This window comes from Oerskovia enterophila (assembly GCF_001692445.1).
In the GTDB taxonomy this organism is placed as follows: Bacteria; Actinomycetota; Actinomycetes; order Actinomycetales; family Cellulomonadaceae; genus Oerskovia; species Oerskovia enterophila.
Window position 1 is genome coordinate 34,938 of record NZ_MAQA01000014.1, and the last position, 18,071, is coordinate 53,008.

An 18,071-nucleotide genomic window follows, 5' to 3' on the forward strand; every position below is an offset into this window, starting at 1 on the left:
GCATGAGCGACGACGGAGTTCCCCAGGCAGGCACCGGCTACCGCAAGGGGCCGGTGCTGCTGCGGGGCGAGCAGATCCCCCAGCAGACGACCGACCAGCGCCTCCTGGACACCGCCGGCAGCGCGGACTGGGTGCACAGCGACCCGTGGCGGGTCATGAGGATCCAGAGCGAGTTCGTCGAGGGCTTCGGAGCCCTCGCCGAGGTCGGCCCGGCGGTGTCGGTCTTCGGATCGGCGCGCACGAGTCCCGACCACCCGGACTACGCGCTGGCCGAGCAGGTCGGCCGACTCCTCGCCGAGCGCGACCTCGCGGTCATCACGGGTGGTGGCCCCGGGATCATGGAGGCCGCGAACAAGGGTGCCAACGAGGCGGGCGGTCTGTCGATCGGCCTCGGGATCGAGCTCCCGTTCGAGCAGGGCATGAACAAGTACGTCAACCTCGGCGTGAACTTCCGGTACTTCTTCGCCCGCAAGACCATGTTCGTCAAGTACGCGCAGGGCTTCGTGGTCCTGCCGGGCGGGTTCGGCACGTTCGACGAGCTCTTCGAGGCGCTGACCCTGGTCCAGACGCACAAGGTCACCGAGTTCCCCATCGCGCTCGTGGACACCGAGTACTGGCAGGGCCTGCTCGACTGGGCACGGACGACCGTGGCCGGGCGCGGCATGATCAGCGCGCACGACCTCGACCTGCTGTACCTGTGCGACGACCCGGCCGAGGCCGTCGAGTACGTGTGCGAGCGGGGCGCGGAGCTCCGCGCCGAGGAACGGGAGTCCGTCGAGGAGACCGCGGCGGCCCAGCAGCGGGCTGCCGGCGACCGGTGACCGGCGCCGCGACCCCGGCGTCGGGAGGCCCGGGGGCCGGCGACGACACGTCCTCGACCGGACCCCTCGCGCCGGTTCCCCCGCAGTGCGCTCCGCTCGTCCTGCGGGGGCGGGAGGTGGGGGTCGACGAGAGCGTGCCAGGTCGCCCCGTGCGCCCCGTGGTCATGGCGATCGTCAACCGGACGACGGACTCGTTCTACGCGCCCGCGCGACAGCTCGACGACGGCGCCGCGCTCGAGGCCGTCGCGCGAGCGTGGTCCGAGGGCGCGGCGATCGTCGACGTCGGGGGAGTGCGTGCCGGGACCGGGCCCGAGGTCACACCGGCCGAGGAGATCCGTCGGGTCGTGCCCTTCGTCGAACGGGTGCGGGCCGACTTCCCCGACCTCCTCGTGAGCGTCGACACCTGGCGAGCCGAGGTCGCGCGCGAGGCGGCGCTGGCCGGTGCGGACCTCATCAACGACACCTGGGCAGGGCACGACCCACGCCTGGTCGAGGTCGCGGGTGAGCTCGGCGTCGGGGTCGTGTGCTCCCACACGGGCGGCGCCACGCCGCGGACGGACCCGTTCCGGGTCGCCTACCGCTCCCACGAGGACGACGGCGCGGCGACCCGGCCGGACGACCCTCGCGACGCCGTCGTGCAGGACGTCGTCGCGACCCTCACCGCGGCTGCCGCGCGTGCGGTCGCGTGCGGGGTGCCCGCGGCCTCGGTGCTCGTCGACCCGACGCACGACTTCGGCAAGAACACGTGGCACTCGCTGCACCTCGTACGCCGGACCCAGGCGCTCGCGGGTCTCGGCTTCCCGCTGCTCATGGCGCTGTCCCGCAAGGACTTCGTGGGCGAGACGCTCGATCTCCCGGCCGACGAGCGGCTCGAGGGGACGCTCGCCGCGACGGCAGTCGCCGCGTGGCTCGGCGCCCGGGTCTTCCGCGCCCACGACGTGGCGGCCACACGGCGGACGCTGGACACCGTGGCCGCGATCCGGGGCGACGCGCCACCGGCGGTCGCGCTGCGCGGGCTCGCGTGAGCGAGCCTGCCGCGGTGCAGCGACCCGGCGACGAGCGCGCGACCCGGCCCGGGGCCAGGGCGCCGGCCCCACCGACCGGGGGCGACGCCGCACGGTCCGGGCGGGACTCCGCGCTCCTGGCAGTCCTCCGGGCGCCCGCACGGTGGACGTGGTGGGTGCAGGTGCTCGCGGTCTACGCTGCGGCGCGGCTCGTCACCGCGGTGATCCTCCTGGTCGTCGCGCGCTCGCAGGAGGCCAACCTCTGGACCGACGCGGCGCCGTCGTACTCCGCGTGGACGGGGCGGATGTGGGACGCGTCCTGGTACCAGCAGATCGCCGAGAACGGGTACCCCGCCGAGCTGCCCGTAGGGGGCGACGGGCGGGTGCAGCAGAACGTCTGGGCGTTCTACCCGCTCTTCCCCTTCCTGGTGCGGGCCGTGCAGCAGGTCACCGGCCTGGGATGGGACGTCGTCGCACCGACCGTGGCGCTGCTGTGCGGCGCCGGGGCGATGCTCGTGATCCACCGCCTGGTCGAGCGGGCCGGTCGCCTCGCCGTGGCGCGCCGTCCGGGCCTCCCGCTCGCCACGGTCGCGCTCGTGAGCGTCTTCCCCTCGTCGGTCGTGCTCCAGGTGGCCTACACCGAGGCCCTCGCGCTCCTGCTGATCGCCGGCGCGCTGTACCTGGTGTGGGCGCGCCGCTACGAGTGGGCGGGGCTCGTGGTCGTGCTGCTCGGCTTCAGCCGTGCCGTCGCGCTGCCGCTCGCCCTGGTCGTCGCGTGGCACGCGGTGGTCCGGGGGAGGGTGTGGTGGCGCGCCAGGCGCGTGGTCGGGCTGGAGCCGGGTGCTGGTCCTGTGGCGGTGCCCTGGCGCGACGTCGCCCGCATCGGGGGGCTCCTCGTCGTCACGGTGCTCAGCGGACTCGTGTGGCAGGTCCTGTGCGGCCTGGTGACCGGTCGGCCCGACGCCTACTTCCTGACGCAGGAGGCCTGGCGTGGGACCGGACCGGTCGTCCCGTTCGTGCCCTGGGTCCAGGTCTCGCAGATGCTCTTCGGCAGCGCCGGCCCCTGGGTCCTCGTGGCGGTCCTGGCCGCCGTGGCCGCGGTGGGCCTGAGCCCCGTCGCGCGCCGGCTCGGCCCTGAGCTCCAGGTGTGGCCGCTCGCCTACCTGGGATACCTCGTCGCCGTGATCGAGCCCTGGACGAGCCTGGTCCGGTTCCTCCTGCTCGCGTTCCCGCTCGGAGCCGTGACGCTCGGGTGGACCCGGTCGCGGTGGTGGTTCTGGGGGTGCGTCGTAGCGTGCGTCGCGGGGCAGGCCTGGTGGGTCTGGGGCCTGTGGAGGCTCACCCCGCCGAGCGGATGGCCGCCCTAGCGGCAACCAGGTCACGATCTGCGCATTTGCCGCGACGGCGTGTCGCACGGGTGAACTAGAATGGTGCACGGGCGTCCTCGGGCGGTCGGCGCGGTGACGTGCTGCCACCCTGCCGGGGCGCCGACCACAGCAGTACTGGACTACGGAATGGAGAGCCCACAATGGCTGCGATGAAGCCGCGTACGGGGGATGGCCCGCTCGAGGTCACCAAGGAGGGCCGCGGCATCGTCATGCGTGTCCCGCTCGAGGGTGGCGGTCGACTCGTGGTGGAGCTCAACGCGACCGAGGCCAGCGAGCTGGGCGAGGCGCTCCAAGCCGTCGTGGGCTGAGACGCCTTGACCGCGCGCGACGCACAGCCGCTCCTGGACCTTCCTCCTGTCGGGGGAGCTCCCCGCCACCTCCCCGAGGTGGTCGAGACGCCGGGGACCGTCCTGGACTGCCCGTTCCTGACGGACGACGCGGTCTCGGCCCTCGTGGTGGCCGTGGCCCCTCCTCTCGAGGAGGAGGACGGGCTGCAGCCGCGTGCGGGGACCGTGGACGCGGCCGCGCGCTACGGGATCGATCTCGCAGAGCTGGCCGACCGCTCCGGAGGCTCGAGCTTCCGGGGCGCGGCCGGCGAGGTCACGACCGTCGACCTGCCGCGCACGCACGCCGGAGCGGCCAACCCGCTGCCCTGGGCGGGTCTCCCGTCCACGATCGTTCTGCTCGGTATCGGCGCAGGCTCCGACCTCGAGCTCCGGCGTGCGGGAGCGGCGCTGGCCGGGGCGACGCGGGGTCTCGAGCGCGTCGTGAGCGCCGCGACGGCCGACGCCACCCCCAGCGGCGTCACGGCGTTCGTCGAGGGGTACCTGCTCGCGGCCTACCGCACGCCACGCTTCGGCGGGCTCGCCCCGAGCCGCAAGGTGCGCGGGCCCGCCCCGGACCCGCACGCGGCCGCCGAACAGCTCGTCCTCCTCGGAGAGGGAGCCGAGCAGCAGATCCTCGCTGCTCGGATCGCGGCGAGCGCGACCTGGCTCGTGCGCGACCTGTCGAACACCCCGTCCAACATCAAGGACCCGGCCTGGTTCGCCCAGCAGGCGACCGGCCTCGCGGGTGCCGCCGGCCTCGAGACCGAGGTCCTCGGTCCGCGCGAGCTCGCGGCGAAGGGTTTCGGCGGTCTCCTGGCCGTGGGTGCTGCCTCGGCGAGCCCTCCCCGGCTCGTGACGGTCACCTACGTGCCGGAGGACGCCGAGCAGCACGTGGTCCTCGTCGGCAAGGGCATCACGTACGACACCGGCGGGCTCTCGATCAAGCCGCGCGAGGCCATGGTGCCCATGAAGACGGACATGGCGGGGGCCGCCGTCGCGCTGGCCGTGGTGCTCGGCGCGGCAGAGGCCGGTGTGCGGCACCAGGTCACCGCGGTCCTCCCGCTCGCCGAGAACCACTTCGGCGCGGACTCCTACCGTCCCGGGGACGTGCTGCGTACCTACTCGGGACGCACGGTCGAGGTCGCGAACACCGACGCCGAGGGGCGACTGGTCCTCGCGGACGCTCTCGGCTATGCGATCGCCGAGCTCGCGCCGGACCTGCTGATCGACGTCGCGACCCTGACCGGAGCAGCGAGCATCGGGCTCGGGCGGGGCCACGCGGCGCTCTACGCGACCGCTCCCGAGCTCGTGACCGGCCTCGAGGCCGCCGCAGCCGCGACGGGTGAACGGGTCTGGCACATGCCGCTCGTCGAGGACTACACGTCCGCGCTGCGATCGACCGTCGCGGACCTGCGGCACGTGCCGCTCGAGGCCGGGGGTGGCGGATCCATCACGGCTGCGCTCTTCCTGCGGGAGTTCACGGGAGGGCTGCCCTGGGTCCACCTCGACATCGCCGGCCCGGCACGGGCGACGTCGTCGCGGCACGAGGTCACCGAGGGGGCGACGGGGTACGGGGCGCGCCTGCTGCTCCGGTACCTCACCGACCTCCGCTGAGGCCGGCACCGGCGACCTGCCGGGCACATGACGAGGGCCCCTCACCCGTTCGGCGGGTGAGGGGCCCTCGTCGTGCTCACGCTCGCGCGGCTGCGTGCGGAGCGCCGCGGGAGGCGACGGTGCGCTACCGGCGCACGCCGAGGAGCAGTCCGTCGCCGCTCGGGATGAGTGCGGGCAGGACGCGGTCGTCGGCGCGCAGCGAGCGACCGACCTCGCGCACGATCGTGGTGATCTCGTCGCGCCGGGCAGGGTCCGCCACGCGGTCGCCGACGAGCGCGCCGTCGACCGCGACGATGCCGCCCGGACGCAGGAGACGCAGTGCCTGCTCTACGTACTCGGGGTAGCTGTGACGGTCGGCGCCGACGAGGACCAGGTCGTACGCGCCGTCGGTGAGGCGGGGCAGGACGTCGCTCGCACGGCCGGGGATCGTCCGGGTCCTGGTGGCGCGGATCCCGGCCTCGGCGAACGCGTCCTTGGCGGCACGCTGGTGCTCGACCTCGACGTCGATGGTCGTCAGGACGCCGTCCTCGGGCATCCCGCGCAGGAGCCAGAGCGACGCGACTCCCGTGCCGGTGCCGATCTCGACGACCGAGCGGGCGCCCAGGGCGGCCGCGAGGGCCTGGAGCACTGCTCCCACGCCTGGCAGGACGGCGGGGCAACCCAGCTCGGCGGCACGCTCGCGAGCGCGCAGGAGGACGTCGTCCTCCGGCACGAACTCCTCGCAGTAGGTCCAGCTCGACGCCTTGGCGTTGGTCCGGCCGATGTCGGTGGTGATAGGGCCCTCCTGGTCTCGGGCACCGCGCGCCTCCGGGGAACCCCGGACGGACTGCTGCGGTGCTGCCGTCCTGCGCGGTGCAGGTGAGGCGATCGTACCGGCCCGCGGGCTCCGTGGCGCTGGATGCGCCCACGTCCCGGGGAGGTTTCGTGGACGTGGTGCGCACGTCCGTGCGACGTCGGGAACGGATGCGCGACGCACCGCGTTGTACGGGGACAATGGACCGTGTGAGCAGTGACGTGAGTGCCCAGCCCTGGACGCCCCCCTCGTGGGACCAGATCGTGCGGGAGCACTCCGCGCGCGTGTACCGGCTGGCGTACCGCCTGACCGGGAACCAGCACGACGCCGAGGACCTGACCCAGGAGACGTTCATCCGCGTCTTCCGGTCGCTGTCGAGCTACACCCCGGGGACGTTCGAGGGGTGGCTGCACCGCATCACCACGAACCTGTTCCTGGACCAGGTACGTCGCAAGCAGCGCATCCGCATGGAGGCCATGGGCGAGGACTCGGCCCAGTACGCGGCCACGGGGGAGATGACGCACCCGGAGCGCGGGTACGAGCACACGAACCTCGACCACGACGTCCAGCGTGCGCTCGACGCCCTGTCGCCCGAGTACAGGGCGGCGGTCGTGCTGTGCGACATCGAGGGGCTGAGCTACGAGGAGATCGCGGTCACCCTGGGCATCAAGCTCGGCACGGTGCGTTCGCGCATCCACCGCGCGCGCTCGCAGCTGCGTGCGGCCCTTCCGCACCGTGACCCGTCCGAGCGCGCCGCCACGGACGGTGCACCGTCCGGGGACGTCGCGGTCGACGAGCTGACGGCACTCGGGACCCGCACCGCACCGGGGGGACCATGACGCACCTCGGGACCCTCATCAGCGCGCTGGCCGACGACCAGCTCCCGCCCGCGACGCGTGAGCGGGCGCTGACGCACGTCGCGGGATGTGACCAGTGCGCCGCCGAGCTCGCGGTCGCGCGTGCGGTCCGCAAGCGCCTGTCGTGCGCGCGGGACGTCCTGCCGACGACCGACCTCACCTCCCGGCTCCTCGCGCTCTCGGCACAGATCCCCGACGCCGAGGGCGACCCGTTGCGCAAGGGGCCGGCGGCGCGCGACCCGTGGGCGCCCGCTCCCGAGGCGGGGGCGCTGAGCTGCGCGCTCACGGGAGACATCGCTGCCCATGCCCGACGACGCCGCTCGCGTCGCGTGCTCGTCGCGGCATCGAGCGGGGTCGCCGTGCTGGCCGTCGCGCTCTTCACGCTCGGTGACCGTCCCGTCGTGGTGCCGGACCGGCACGTGGCGTCGCCGCTGACGGTGCTGGCAGAGGCCGGCGGTGCCACGGCGGCAGGGGCCACCGAGGTGGCCCTCGTCCCCGTCCTGCCGGAGGTCTCGGACGCCGCGGGCGCCGGGGACGGTGCCAGCAGCGTGGACCTCGCGGACTCGACCGCGCTCGCCTGGATGGCCGAGCACGGATGGACGAGCCCGACGGGGATCCTCGACGGGTTCGACGTCACCTCGGTCCAGCTCGTCGGGCCCGAGCGCGACGTGCTCCGTGTGGACCTCACGGGCCCCGAGGGGACCATCGTGGTCCGCGAGCAGGTCGGTCGGCTCGACACGTCGAGCCTCTCGCGCTCCGAGGGCTTCGAGGGGCGCGCCGTCTACGTCCTGTCCGACGAGCCGCCCCACCTGGTGTGGCAGGCTGGGGACACGGTGATCGACGTCGTGGCAGAGGTGAGCAAGGACGTCCTCGCCTCGTTCGTGGCGACGTTCCCCGCGCACGACTTCGACGCGGGGGTCCCGGCCCGCATCTCCCGGGGCTGGACGACCATGACAGGAGCCTTGGGCACCCCATGACCGCACACGACTCAGCGCTGGACCCCGCCGAGCCGCAGCCCGCTGCGCAGCCTCACGCGCCATCGCCCTCGCAGGCCCCCGAGACCGCGAGCGACCCCGCCACGGTCGAGGCTGCTCCGTCGTCGCCCGAGCGGGCGTCGACCTCGCAGGCCGACGCCCCCGAGGGCCCCTCGGGGCGGTCGACGGTCGAGGCGCAGACGGCAGTCGTGGCACCGGACGCTCCCGCGTCGGAGCGCGAGCCAGGCGGTGAGCCGTCGGCCCTGGCGCCCGGCGCCTCTTCGGAGCAGACACCCACACCCGTGGGAGAGCAGCGCACCGAGGAGGTACCGGTGCCTCGCCCGGCCCCCACGCAGCCTCCGGCCGCTCCCAACCCCTTCGCTCCGCCGTCGGCGTTCCGGTCCACGACGACCGCACCCCTGAGCCCCGTCGCGCCGGGTGCGCGCCCCGCAGCTCCCGGCCCCGTGCCTCCGCCCGGTCCGCACGACACGCGCCCGTACGGAGCGCCCCTGGGCACACTGCCCGTCGCCCGCCCCGGCCTTCCCGGATATGCCCCGCAGCCACCGGCCGGGCAGCACCCGTACGCCGCCGCGTACCAGCACGCCACGGCCACGCCGGGCGGGCCCGCGCAGCACGGAACCACCCCGCCGCAGCCGGCGTATCAGGGAGCGGGCAGCCTGCCCGGAGAGCCCGACCCGCACGGCTCCACGACGCCCGTCGAGCCGTGGGGGGCCCCGCCCCCGCCGCCCGCGCAGAAGCCCCGTCGCCGCATCGGTGCCGGCGCGGTCGCCGGCATCGCTGCGCTCGCCCTCGTGGCGGGGGCGGTCGGTGGCATCGCGGCCGACCGGATCGTCGACGGCACCCAGCGTCGCCCGGTCAGCGCGTCGCTCCCGCTCGCGGGGACGGCCCCCGAGGCAGAGCGTCCCGCGGGCTCGGTCGCGGCGATCGCGGCGACCGTGCTGCCGAGCGTCGTGTCGCTGCAGGTCGAGGGCGCGGACGGGATCTCGACGGGCTCGGGCTTCGTGATCCGTGAGGACGGCTACATCCTCACCAACAACCACGTGGTCGCCGGTGGCGCGGACGGCGGCAAGGTCACGGTGCTCTTCGCGGACGGCAGCGAGCGTCCGGCCACGATCGTCGGTCGCACCGCGGACTACGACCTCGCGGTCGTCAAGGTCGACGAGGCCGGTCTGACACCGCTCGTGCTGGGCGACTCGGACGCCGTGGTCGTGGGGGACCCCGTCGTCGCGATCGGTGCCCCGCTCGGGCTCAACGGGACCGTCACGACCGGGATCGTCAGTGCGCTGAACCGTCCCGTCGCGGCAGGCGACTCGGCCGAGACCGCGTTCATCAACGCGATCCAGACGGATGCGGCCATCAACCCGGGGAACTCGGGCGGCCCGCTGGTGAACGGAGCGGGCGAGGTCGTGGGCGTGAACTCCGCGATCGCGCAGCCGCCCGGGACGGGTGGCGCGACGGGCAGCATCGGCCTCGGGTTCGCGATCCCCTCCGACCAGGCCAGGCGGACGGCCGAGGAGCTGATCGAGAAGGGCACCGCCACGTACCCCGTGATCGGGGTCCTGCTCGACTCGCGCTACCAGGGCGAGGGCGTCCAGGTCACGACCGAACCGCAGGGCGGGCAGTCGCCCGTGACCGCGGGCGGTCCGGCGGACGAGGCCGGGATCCAGGCCGGGGACGTCATCCTCGCGATCGACGGGAGGCCCGTGAGCCTGAGCGACGAGCTCATCGTGGCGATCCGCGCGAAGGCCCCCGGAGACACCGTGACGCTGCGCGTGCGCACGGGCGACGCCGAGCGCGACGTCCGCGTTGTGCTCGACGAAGCCACGAGCGAGTAGTCTGACCGCGTGTTCGGTATCAACGGCGCCGAGTTCGTCGTCCTCCTCGTCGTCGCCGTGATCGTCATCGGTCCCGAGCGACTGCCCCGCTATGCCGAGCAGCTCGGCGCGTTCGTCCGCACCGCCCGCGGCTTCCTCAAGGACGCCAAGTCGCGCGTCGACGAGGAGCTGGGGCCGGAGGTGGGCGACGTCGACTGGTCCAAGCTGGACCCTCGTCAGTACGATCCGCGACGGATCGTCCGCGAGGCGCTGCTCGACGACGACGACCTGATGGGCACGTCCTCGCGGCCCCGCAGCGCGTCCCCCGTCCCGCCGCCGCCCCCCGCGCCCGTGGACGCGGACGGCGTGCGCGTCCCGGCCCCCTTCGACGACGAGGCGACCTGAGCGCAGGCCCGGCGTCCCAGCGGACGAGCCCGGATTCGGTCGAGGCACGTCGACCTGTCAGAATGGGGCAATGGTCAACGAGGTTCCCGGTGAACGGCGTCCACGCATCTTCTCGGGGATGCAGCCCACGGAGGATTCGCTCCAGCTGGGCAACTACATCGGGGCTCTGAGCCAATGGGTCGCGCTGCAGGAGTCGTACGACGCGATCTACTGCGTCGTGGACATGCACGCCCTGACGGTCAACCCCGAGCCCGCGAAGCTGCGCGAGCGTACGCGGCGCACCGCGGCGCAGTACCTGGCCGGGGGAGTGGACCCCGAGTCCTCGACGTTGTTCGTCCAGTCGCACGTCCCCGAGCACGCCGAGCTCGCCTGGGTGCTGTCGTGCCAGACGGGGTTCGGCGAGGCGGGTCGCATGACCCAGTTCAAGGACAAGTCCGCGAAGCAGGGCACCGACGGCACGACCGTGGGCCTCTTCACCTACCCGGTCCTGATGGCCGCGGACATCCTGCTCTACGACGCGGCGCTCGTGCCCGTGGGCGAGGACCAGCGTCAGCACCTCGAGCTGGCCCGCAACCTCGCGGAGCGCCTCAACTCGCGGTTCGGCGAGGACACCGCCGTGGTCCCCGAGCCCCACATCGTCAAGGCCGTCGCGAAGATCTACGACCTGCAGGAACCCACCGCCAAGATGAGCAAGTCGTCGTCGGGCGGCAAGGGCGTCATCTGGCTGCTCGAGGACCCCAAGGCCGCCGCCAAGCGCATCCGCTCCGCGGCGACCGACTCGGAGAACGAGATCCGCTACGACCCGGCGAGCAAGCCGGGCATCTCCAACCTGCTGACCATCTTCTCGGCACTGACCTCCCGTCCGGTCGAGGCGATCGCCGCCGACTACGAGGGCAAGGGGTATGGGCGCCTGAAGGTGGACCTGGCCGAGGTCGTCGTCGACTTCCTCACGCCGTTCCAGGCCCGGGCGAACGAGTACCTGTCCGACCCCGCCGAGCTCGACGCGGTCCTGGCCCGCGGGGCCGAGCGCGCGCGAGGGCTCGCCCAGACCACCCTGGACCGCATCTACGACCGCGTCGGTCTGCTGCCGGCTCGTCGGACCCGCTGATGAACCTGCCCGAGCGCGGTCCGTCGCAGGTGCGGATCGGCATCGCGATCGAGATCCCCGAGCCGTTCGGTCCTGCGCTCCAGGAGGCTCGTGCGGCGTTCGGCGACCCCTTCGCCGGGGACATCCCGCCGCACATCACGTTGCTCGGCCCGACGGTCGTCGACGAGTCGGCCCTCGAGGACGTGTACGCCCACCTCGACCGCGTGACCGCGCAGGCTGCGCCGTTCCGGGTCATCCTGCGCGGCAGCGGGACGTTCCGTCCCGTCTCGCCCGTCGTCTTCGTGATCGTCGCGCAGGGGATCGCGGAGTGCGAGGAGCTCGAGGGCGCGGTGCGCTCGGGCGTGCTGGACCAGGAGCTCCGGTTCAACTACCACCCGCACGTCACGGTCGCCCACGAGGTCGACGACGAGGCGCTCGACCTCGCGTTCGAGGAGATGGCAGGGTTCGAGGCATCGTTCGACGTCACGGGCATCCACCTCTACGAGCACGGGGACGACGGGGTCTGGCGTCCGGCTCGCCGTTTCGAGCTCTCCGGTCTGTCGGACGGGTGAGTCGAGGTTTCCTCTCCTAGGCTCGGGCGATGACCTCTCCCACGACGCCCGACGACGAGGCTCCCGGCCTGGTGGCTCGGCTCACGACCCGGGCCAAGGCGGTGCAGGCCTGGTGGAACACGACCCGGCCTGCCCGGGCCCTCGCGCAGTACGGGGTCCAGCGAGGGGCGCTCCTCTGCGGCGGTATGGCCTACTCGGCGCTGTTCTCGCTGTTCGCGGGCCTGACGATCTTCTACACGGCCTTCATGGCCTTCCTGGGCAACCGCGAGGAGCTGCGCGACGAGATCTTCGCGCAGATCGACAAGGCGATCCCGGGGCTGATCAAGACGACTCCGACGGGGAGCGGCATCCTCTCGCCCGACGACCTGATTATCAACTCGGGGCTCAGCGTCTCGAGCGTCGTCGCGGTGTTCGTGCTGCTCTTCAGCGCCGTGTCGTTCATGGCTGCGCTGCGCACCTCGACCCGCGCGATGTTCTCGCTGACCAACGTGGGCCAGAACCCGGTCCTGTCCAAGCTGCGCGAGCTCGGCGGGTTCGCCGTCCTGGGGCTGAGCGTGGTGATCTCGGCAGCGGCCACGGTGGTCGTCCAGACGCTGGGAGCGACGCTCTTCGGCGACGGGGCGCTCGCCTCGGTCCTGGTGCCCGTGGCGGGCATCCTCGTGGGCCTGGTCTTCGACGCGCTCGTGGTCCTGCTCATCATCCGTTTCGTGGCGGGAGTACGTCCGCCCCGCAAGGACCTGTACATCGGGGCCATGACGGCCGCAGCGGCGTTCGGCGTCCTGCGCTACCTCGGGACGAGCGTGATCGTCGGCAGCTCGTCCCGCAACGCCCTGCTGGGCTCGTTCGCGACGTTCGTCACGATCCTGCTCCTCGCGAACTTCGTGACCCGGATCCTGCTCATGGTCGCGGCCTGGATCGCCGACCCGCCCGCCCAGCCGACGGTCGACGAGCTGCGCGCGCAGGCCGAGGCCGAGCAGGAGGAGCGGCTGGACGCGGAGGTCCGGCGAGGGGCCGGCTACGGATATCCCTGGAGCCCTCTGGTGCGCGGGGTGCGCCGGGGCCGGGCGCCGCGGGTGCACGCCGAGGTCTGAGCGCCGCAGCTCGGCTCGAGCCCGCGACCGACGACGGCGGCCCGCCGGCCGGAGCCGGGGACCGCCGTCGGGCAGTGCAGGGAGGGCGTCAGAAGGCGCGGGTGATCATCGCGCGCTTGACCTCCTGGATCGCCTTGGTGATCTCGATGCCACGGGGGCACGCCTCGGTGCAGTTGAAGGTCGTGCGGCAGCGCCACACGCCCTCCTTGTCGTTGAGGATCTCCAGGCGCTGGGTCGCACCGTCGTCGCGCGAGTCGAAGATGAAGCGGTGCGCGTTGACGATCGCGGCCGGGCCGAAGTACTGGCCGTCCGTCCAGAACACGGGGCACGAGGACGTGCACGCCGCGCACAGGATGCACTTGGTGGTGTCGTCGAAGCGCTCGCGCTGCTCGGCAGACTGCAGGCGCTCCTTGCTCGGCTCGTTCCCCGACGTGATGAGGAACGGCATGATCTCGCGGTAGGAGGCGAAGAACGGCTCCATGTCGACGACCAGGTCCTTGATGACCGGCAGGCCCTTGATGGGCTCGACGGTGATCGGCTTGTCCGGGTTGACGTCCTTGAGGAGCGTCTTGCAGGCCAGTCGGTTACGACCGTTGATGCGCATCGCGTCCGAGCCGCAGATCCCGTGGGCGCACGAGCGACGGAAGGTCAGCGAGCCGTCGTGCTCCCACTTGATCTTGTGCAGCGCGTCGAGCACGCGGTCCGTGCCGTGGGCCAGGACCGTGTACTCCTCCCAGTACGCGTCCTCACCGTGCTCGGACTCGGGGTTGTAGCGGCGGAGCTTGATCGTGACCTCGAAGGAGGGCACGGCGCCGACCTCGGTCTTCTCCGAACCGGCAGGGGCTTCGAGTGTGGCAGTCATCAGTACTTACGCTCCATGGGCTCGTACCGGGTCTGGGTGACGGGCTTGGAACCCAGCACGATCTTGTAGGAATCGAACTCCTCGACGTGGTCGAAGTATCCCTCCACGTGCCCGTCGGCGGTGTCGCCGGCAGCCGTGGGGCGACGGTAGGCCATCGTGTGGAGCATGTAGTTGGCGTCGTCGCGGTCCGGGAAGTCCTCGCGGTAGTGACCGCCGCGCGACTCCTTGCGGTTGATGGCCGCGATGACCGTGACCTCGGCGATGTCGAGGAGGAAGCCGAGCTCGATGGCCTCGAGCAGGTCGGTGTTGAACAGGCGCCCCTTGTCCTGGACCGAGACCTTGCGGTAGCGGTCCTGGAGGGTGCGGATGTCCGAGAGCGCCTGGTTGAGCGACTCACCCGTGCGGAACACCTGCGCGTTGGCGTCCATGGTCTCCTGGAGCGCCTTGCGGACGTCCGCCACGCGCTCGCCGTCGGGGCGGTTGCGCATCTCGTCGAGCTGGGAGATCACCGCGGCCGCGGGGTTCTCCGGCAGCTCGCGGTACTCGGCGGTCGCGGCGTACGCGGCGGCCTGGCGGCCCGCCCGCTTGCCGAACACGTTGATGTCCAAGAGCGAGTTGGTCCCGAGGCGGTTGGAGCCGTGCACCGAGACGCACGCGACCTCGCCGGCCGCGTACAGGCCGCGGACGACGTTGTGACCGTCGCGGAGGACCTCACCGCCGACGTTGGTCGGGATGCCGCCCATGGCGTAGTGCGCGGTCGGGTAGACGGGCACGGGCTCGGTGTAGGGCTCGATGCCGAGGTACGTGCGCGCGAACTCGGTGATGTCCGGCAGCTTGGCGTCGATGTGCGCGGGCTCGAGATGCGTCAGGTCGAGCAGGACGTAGTCCTTGTCCGGCCCGGCGCCGCGTCCCTCGCGGACCTCGTTCGCCATCGACCGCGCGACGATGTCACGCGGTGCGAGGTCCTTGATGGTGGGTGCGTAGCGCTCCATGAAGCGCTCGCCCTCGCCGTTGCGCAGGATGCCGCCCTCACCGCGGGCCGCCTCCGACAGGAGGATGCCGAGGCCGGCGAGACCTGTCGGGTGGAACTGGAAGAACTCCATGTCCTCGAGCGGCAGACCGCGACGGTAGGCCAGGGCCATGCCGTCACCCGTGAGGGTGTGCGCGTTGGAGGTCGTCTTGAAGATCTTGCCCGCGCCGCCCGTGGCGAAGATGATCGCCTTGGCCTGGAAGACGTGGATCTCGCCGGTCGCCAGGTCGTACGCGACGACGCCGGTCGCGTTGACCGTCTCGCCGTCGGGGACGTCCTCGGCGGCGAGGTCGTGGTCCGTGATGAGGTCCAGGACGTAGAACTCGTTGAAGAACTCCACGTCCTGCTTGACGCAGTTCTGGTAGAGCGTCTGGAGGATCATGTGACCCGTGCGGTCCGCGGCGTAGCACGAGCGGCGCACCGCGGCCTCGCCGTGGTTGCGGGTGTGACCGCCGAAGCGACGCTGGTCGATCTTGCCCTCGGGCGTGCGGTTGAACGGCAGACCCATGCGCTCGAGGTCGAGGACCGCGTCGATGGCTTCCTTGGCCATGATCTCCGCGGCGTCCTGGTCGACGAGGTAGTCGCCGCCCTTGACCGTGTCGAACGTGTGCCACTCCCAGTTGTCCTCCTCGACGTTCGCGAGGGCGGCGCACATGCCGCCCTGCGCCGCGCCGGTGTGGGACCGGGTGGGGTAGAGCTTCGAGATGACCGCCGTGCGGACCTTGCCGGACGACTCGAGCGCCGCGCGCATGCCGGCGCCGCCTGCTCCGACGATGACGACGTCGTACTGATGGGTTTGCATCGGTGTCGATGCCTCCTGTGACGAGTGGGAAGGGGGACGGGGGCTGTCAGGCGGCGTCTGGGGGAACGCCGACCGGCAGGTCCGTCAGGCGGTGCAGAACGACGGGAGCTGGTAGTCCAGCGCGTTCGGCGGGCACGGGTCGAACGTGAAGACCACGAGGGTGCCGAGCACGGTGACGATCACGAAGGCCAGGTACAGGGCCCACTTGAGGACCATGCGGGTGCCGTCGCGCTGGGCGTAGTCGTTGATGATGGTGCGGACACCGTTGGTGCCGTGGATCATCGCGAGCCAGAGCATCAGGAGGTCCCAGACCTGCCAGAACGGAGAGGCCCACTTGCCGGCGACGAAGCCGAAGTCGATCGCGTGGACGCCCTCGCCGACCATGAGGTTGACGAAGAGGTGCCCGAAGATCAGGACGATCAGCACGACGCCCGAGGCGCGCATGAAGACCCAGCTGTACAGCTCGTAGTTCGAGCGCGTCGTCTTCTGGCGCTTGTACGGGTCGCGGGGGGCCGCGAGGGGCGAGCTGGTGGTCGTGGTGCCCATCAGTGCCCACCTCCGAAGACGTTCATGAGGTGGCGGGGCAGGAAGCCCGCCATGGTCACGGCGAACAGACCGACGACGACCCACAGCATGGTGCGCTGGTACTTGGGGCCCTTGGCCCAGAAGTCCACGAGGATGATCCGGACACCGTTGAAGGCGTGGAACACGATGGCGGCGACCAGGCCGGCCTCACCGAGTCCCATGATCACGGTCTTGTACGTGCCGATCACGGCGTCGTACGCCTCGGGCGAGACTCGTACCAGCGCTGTGTCCAGCACGTGCACGAGGAGGAAGAAGAAGATGAGCACGCCGGTCACGCGATGCGCGACCCACGACCACATGCCTTCACGGCCGCGGTACAGCGTGCCAGCAGGTGCACTGGGCACTTTAGGGGCCTCCTGTGGCGAGTTCAGGGGTGAGATATCGAGCTGGACGACGTCGTCCGCCGGTGGCCGTTCACGACCGCTCCGTCTCGAGGCTCCGAGGAGTCGGGAGGAGCGGCAGATCCAGGGCTCGCCGGAGTCCGTCGATATCCGTCTCTGGGGTTCCACCATAGTGACATCGGCGTCAGGTTGCGGACCGCCGAGGCTTCCAGGCGCCCTGCCCACCCCGGATTGTGACTCATTCCACATGGCTTCGGGGAACTGCCGAGGACCGGTCTCGCGGGCGTCCCCGACGGCGTCTCGACCCGTGGTCACTATGCTTCGAGCATGTCGACCACTCCTGCGCCTGCCCCTGCTCCCGGCGGGTCGTCCACGGACGACCGGGCCGTCCCCGGCTTCTATGCCGTGATCCCCGCGGGCGGGGCCGGGACACGGTTGTGGCCTCTGTCCCGGCGGGGCAACCCCAAGTTCCTGCTCGACCTCGCGGGTACCGGGCGCTCGCTGCTCCAGGCCACGGTCGACCGCCTGGCGCCCCTGACGGGCGAGGGGGGCATCGTCCTGGTCACGGGTCGCCAGCACGTGGCCTCGGCCAGGACGCAGCTGCCGGGGCTCGACGAGGACTCGGTGCTCGCCGAGCCGTCCCCCCGCGACTCCATGGCGGCCATCGGGCTGGCGGCCGCGGTCCTCGAGCAGCGTCACGGCGACGTGGTGATCGGCTCGTTCGCGGCCGACCAGGTCATCACGGGACAGGCGGCGTTCGAGCAGGCCGTCCGGGAGGGCGTGGAGGCCGCGCGGGCGGGCTACGTCGTCACGGTCGGCATCGCGGCGTCGAGGCCCTCCACCGCATTCGGCTACGTCCGCAGCGGGGCGCCGCTCGGCCTCGAGGGGGCGCCGACGGGTCTGCACGCCGAGGGCTTCACGGAGAAGCCCGACGCCCTGACCGCGCAGCGCTACGTGCGCTCGGGGGAGTACCGCTGGAACGCGGGCATGTTCATCACGCGGACCTCGGTCCTGCTCGGGCACCTGGCAGACCAGCGCCCCGAGCTCCACGACGGGCTGCGACGGATCGCCGCGGCCTGGGACACGCCCGAGCGGGACCAGGTCCTCGCGGACGAGTGGCCCGGGCTCGAGAAGATCGCGATCGACCACGCGGTCGCCGAGCCCGTCGCGGCCGTGGGCGGGGTCGCCGTGGTCCCGGGGAACTTCGGCTGGGACGACGTGGGTGACTTCAACTCGCTCGCCGCCCTGCTGCCCGCTGCGGACGAGTCGGGCTCCAAGGTCCTGGGGGACGCCGGTCGGGTCGTCCGGCTCGAGAGCGCGGGCTCGGTCGTCGTCCCGGCGAGCGAGCGCGTCGTGACGATCCTCGGCCTCGACGACGTCGTGGTCGTCGACACGCCCGACGCGCTCCTGGTCACCACGCGTGCGCGTGCGCAGCAGGTCAAGTCCATGGTCGACGCGGTGCGCGAGCGCGGGCTCGACGAGCTGCTCTGACTCTCCTCACCCGTGCACCCGGGGCGGGCGTGCGCTCGCGCACCTGGGCGGGCTGCGCCGTCGGGCCGCGGGCGGGAGATCGCTCGCGGCCCGGCGGCGCAGCGCGGCCCGCGCAGGCCTCTCGCCGTCCCGGTGCGTGGCCGCCCCCGCCCCACCTGCACGGGTCGGCGTTAGTCTCGGCGTGTGAGCACGC

Annotated in this window: 18 protein-coding genes; 13 read left to right on the top strand and 5 right to left on the bottom strand. The window is 72.2% G+C overall.

The annotated features are described in order from the left end of the window. Positions 1-2: 2 nt before the first annotated feature. From OERS_RS07605 to OERS_RS07625, 5 genes are all read left to right on the top strand, one after another. A complete protein-coding gene (locus tag OERS_RS07605; protein ID WP_068625332.1) occupies positions 3-821 on the top strand; it encodes an LOG family protein in 819 nt (272 codons plus the stop codon). A gap of 134 nt (positions 822-955) precedes the next feature. Continuing rightward, on the top strand, positions 956-1,846 hold the full coding sequence (folP, locus tag OERS_RS07610; protein ID WP_248948450.1) for a dihydropteroate synthase: 891 nt from the start codon (positions 956-958) through the stop codon (positions 1,844-1,846). 14 nt (positions 1,847-1,860) lie between these two features. Then, positions 1,861-3,192, top strand: a complete 1,332-nt coding sequence (locus OERS_RS07615) for a hypothetical protein (RefSeq protein ID WP_139107745.1) — start codon at positions 1,861-1,863, stop codon at positions 3,190-3,192. 161 nt (positions 3,193-3,353) lie between these two features. Further along, entirely contained in the window at positions 3,354-3,521 is a 168-nt protein-coding gene (locus OERS_RS07620; RefSeq protein ID WP_064506638.1) for a DUF3117 domain-containing protein, read from the top strand. Between the two features lie 6 nt (positions 3,522-3,527). Continuing rightward, complete coding sequence (locus OERS_RS07625; protein WP_248948452.1) at positions 3,528-5,153, top strand: leucyl aminopeptidase family protein; 1,626 nt, start codon at positions 3,528-3,530, stop codon at positions 5,151-5,153. 124 nt (positions 5,154-5,277) lie between these two features. On the opposite strand, the gene OERS_RS07630 is transcribed toward OERS_RS07625, so the two are convergent. Then, positions 5,278-5,928, bottom strand: a complete 651-nt coding sequence (locus OERS_RS07630) for an O-methyltransferase (RefSeq protein WP_369800608.1) — start codon at positions 5,926-5,928, stop codon at positions 5,278-5,280. A gap of 227 nt (positions 5,929-6,155) precedes the next feature. Between OERS_RS07630 and sigE the strand changes: the two genes are divergently transcribed. The 7 genes from sigE to OERS_RS07665 all read left to right on the top strand — a co-directional run bounded on the left by sigE (position 6,156) and on the right by OERS_RS07665 (position 12,767). Then, positions 6,156-6,785, top strand: a complete 630-nt coding sequence (gene sigE / locus OERS_RS07635; protein ID WP_231907597.1) for an RNA polymerase sigma factor SigE — start codon at positions 6,156-6,158, stop codon at positions 6,783-6,785. Next, entirely contained in the window at positions 6,782-7,780 is a 999-nt protein-coding gene (locus OERS_RS07640) for an anti-sigma factor family protein (protein WP_068625333.1), read from the top strand. The genes sigE and OERS_RS07640 overlap by 4 nt, the downstream gene beginning before the upstream one ends. After that, entirely contained in the window at positions 7,777-9,633 is a 1,857-nt protein-coding gene (locus OERS_RS07645) for a S1C family serine protease (protein ID WP_083201303.1), read from the top strand. Before OERS_RS07640 ends, OERS_RS07645 begins: the two co-directional genes overlap by 4 nt. Positions 9,634-9,642: 9 nt before the next feature. Further along, on the top strand, positions 9,643-10,017 hold the full coding sequence (locus OERS_RS07650) for a twin-arginine translocase TatA/TatE family subunit (RefSeq protein ID WP_068625334.1): 375 nt from the start codon (positions 9,643-9,645) through the stop codon (positions 10,015-10,017). A 70-nt stretch (positions 10,018-10,087) separates the two neighbouring features. Continuing rightward, positions 10,088-11,125, top strand: coding sequence for a tryptophan--tRNA ligase (trpS, locus tag OERS_RS07655; protein ID WP_068625335.1), 1,038 nt, complete (start codon positions 10,088-10,090; stop codon positions 11,123-11,125). Further along, positions 11,125-11,676 carry a 2'-5' RNA ligase family protein gene (locus tag OERS_RS07660; protein ID WP_068625336.1) on the top strand — a complete coding sequence of 184 codons (552 nt, stop codon included), beginning with the start codon at positions 11,125-11,127 and terminating at the stop codon, positions 11,674-11,676. Before trpS ends, OERS_RS07660 begins: the two co-directional genes overlap by 1 nt. 29 nt (positions 11,677-11,705) lie before the next feature. Continuing rightward, entirely contained in the window at positions 11,706-12,767 is a 1,062-nt protein-coding gene (locus tag OERS_RS07665) for a YihY/virulence factor BrkB family protein (protein WP_068625337.1), read from the top strand. A gap of 88 nt (positions 12,768-12,855) precedes the next feature. On the opposite strand, the gene OERS_RS07670 is transcribed toward OERS_RS07665, so the two are convergent. From OERS_RS07670 to sdhC, 4 genes are all read right to left on the bottom strand, one after another. Next, positions 12,856-13,629, bottom strand: a complete 774-nt coding sequence (locus OERS_RS07670; protein WP_056650307.1) for a succinate dehydrogenase iron-sulfur subunit — start codon at positions 13,627-13,629, stop codon at positions 12,856-12,858. After that, positions 13,629-15,461: a succinate dehydrogenase flavoprotein subunit gene (gene sdhA, locus OERS_RS07675; RefSeq protein ID WP_056763275.1), complete on the bottom strand. Its 1,833-nt coding sequence runs from the start codon at positions 15,459-15,461 to the stop codon at positions 13,629-13,631. The genes OERS_RS07670 and sdhA overlap by 1 nt, the downstream gene beginning before the upstream one ends. Positions 15,462-15,545: 84 nt before the next feature. Beyond that, positions 15,546-16,007 (bottom strand): succinate dehydrogenase hydrophobic membrane anchor subunit, encoded by a 462-nt coding sequence (locus OERS_RS07680; protein ID WP_056650313.1) that lies wholly within the window; start codon positions 16,005-16,007, stop codon positions 15,546-15,548. Next, the gene (gene sdhC, locus OERS_RS07685) at positions 16,007-16,390 is read right to left on the bottom strand and encodes a succinate dehydrogenase, cytochrome b556 subunit (RefSeq protein WP_082608862.1); all 384 of its coding nucleotides are present in this window, start codon (positions 16,388-16,390) and stop codon (positions 16,007-16,009) included. The genes OERS_RS07680 and sdhC overlap by 1 nt, the downstream gene beginning before the upstream one ends. A gap of 324 nt (positions 16,391-16,714) precedes the next feature. On the opposite strand from sdhC, the gene OERS_RS07690 reads away from it, so the two are divergent. After that, a complete protein-coding gene (locus tag OERS_RS07690) occupies positions 16,715-17,878 on the top strand; it encodes a mannose-1-phosphate guanylyltransferase (RefSeq protein ID WP_068625338.1) in 1,164 nt (387 codons plus the stop codon). The last annotated feature ends 193 nt before the right edge of the window (positions 17,879-18,071 follow it).

What these genes read in the sequence shown, in the direction of transcription:
- OERS_RS07620 (WP_064506638.1), top strand. Translation starts at nt 3,354, where the DNA reads ATGGCTGCGATGAAGCCGCGTACGGGGGATGGCCCGCTCGAGGTCACC.
- OERS_RS07670 (WP_056650307.1), bottom strand. Translation starts at nt 13,629, where the DNA reads ATGACTGCCACACTCGAAGCCCCTGCCGGTTCGGAGAAGACCGAGGTC.
- sdhA (WP_056763275.1), bottom strand. Translation starts at nt 15,461, where the DNA reads ATGCAAACCCATCAGTACGACGTCGTCATCGTCGGAGCAGGCGGCGCC.
- OERS_RS07605 (WP_068625332.1), top strand. Translation starts at nt 3, where the DNA reads ATGAGCGACGACGGAGTTCCCCAGGCAGGCACCGGCTACCGCAAGGGG.
- OERS_RS07640 (WP_068625333.1), top strand. Translation starts at nt 6,782, where the DNA reads ATGACGCACCTCGGGACCCTCATCAGCGCGCTGGCCGACGACCAGCTC.
- trpS (WP_068625335.1), top strand. Translation starts at nt 10,088, where the DNA reads ATGGTCAACGAGGTTCCCGGTGAACGGCGTCCACGCATCTTCTCGGGG.
- OERS_RS07680 (WP_056650313.1), bottom strand. Translation starts at nt 16,007, where the DNA reads ATGGGCACCACGACCACCAGCTCGCCCCTCGCGGCCCCCCGCGACCCG.
- OERS_RS07645 (WP_083201303.1), top strand. Translation starts at nt 7,777, where the DNA reads ATGACCGCACACGACTCAGCGCTGGACCCCGCCGAGCCGCAGCCCGCT.
- OERS_RS07690 (WP_068625338.1), top strand. Translation starts at nt 16,715, where the DNA reads ATGTCGACCACTCCTGCGCCTGCCCCTGCTCCCGGCGGGTCGTCCACG.
- OERS_RS07665 (WP_068625337.1), top strand. Translation starts at nt 11,706, where the DNA reads ATGACCTCTCCCACGACGCCCGACGACGAGGCTCCCGGCCTGGTGGCT.
- OERS_RS07660 (WP_068625336.1), top strand. Translation starts at nt 11,125, where the DNA reads ATGAACCTGCCCGAGCGCGGTCCGTCGCAGGTGCGGATCGGCATCGCG.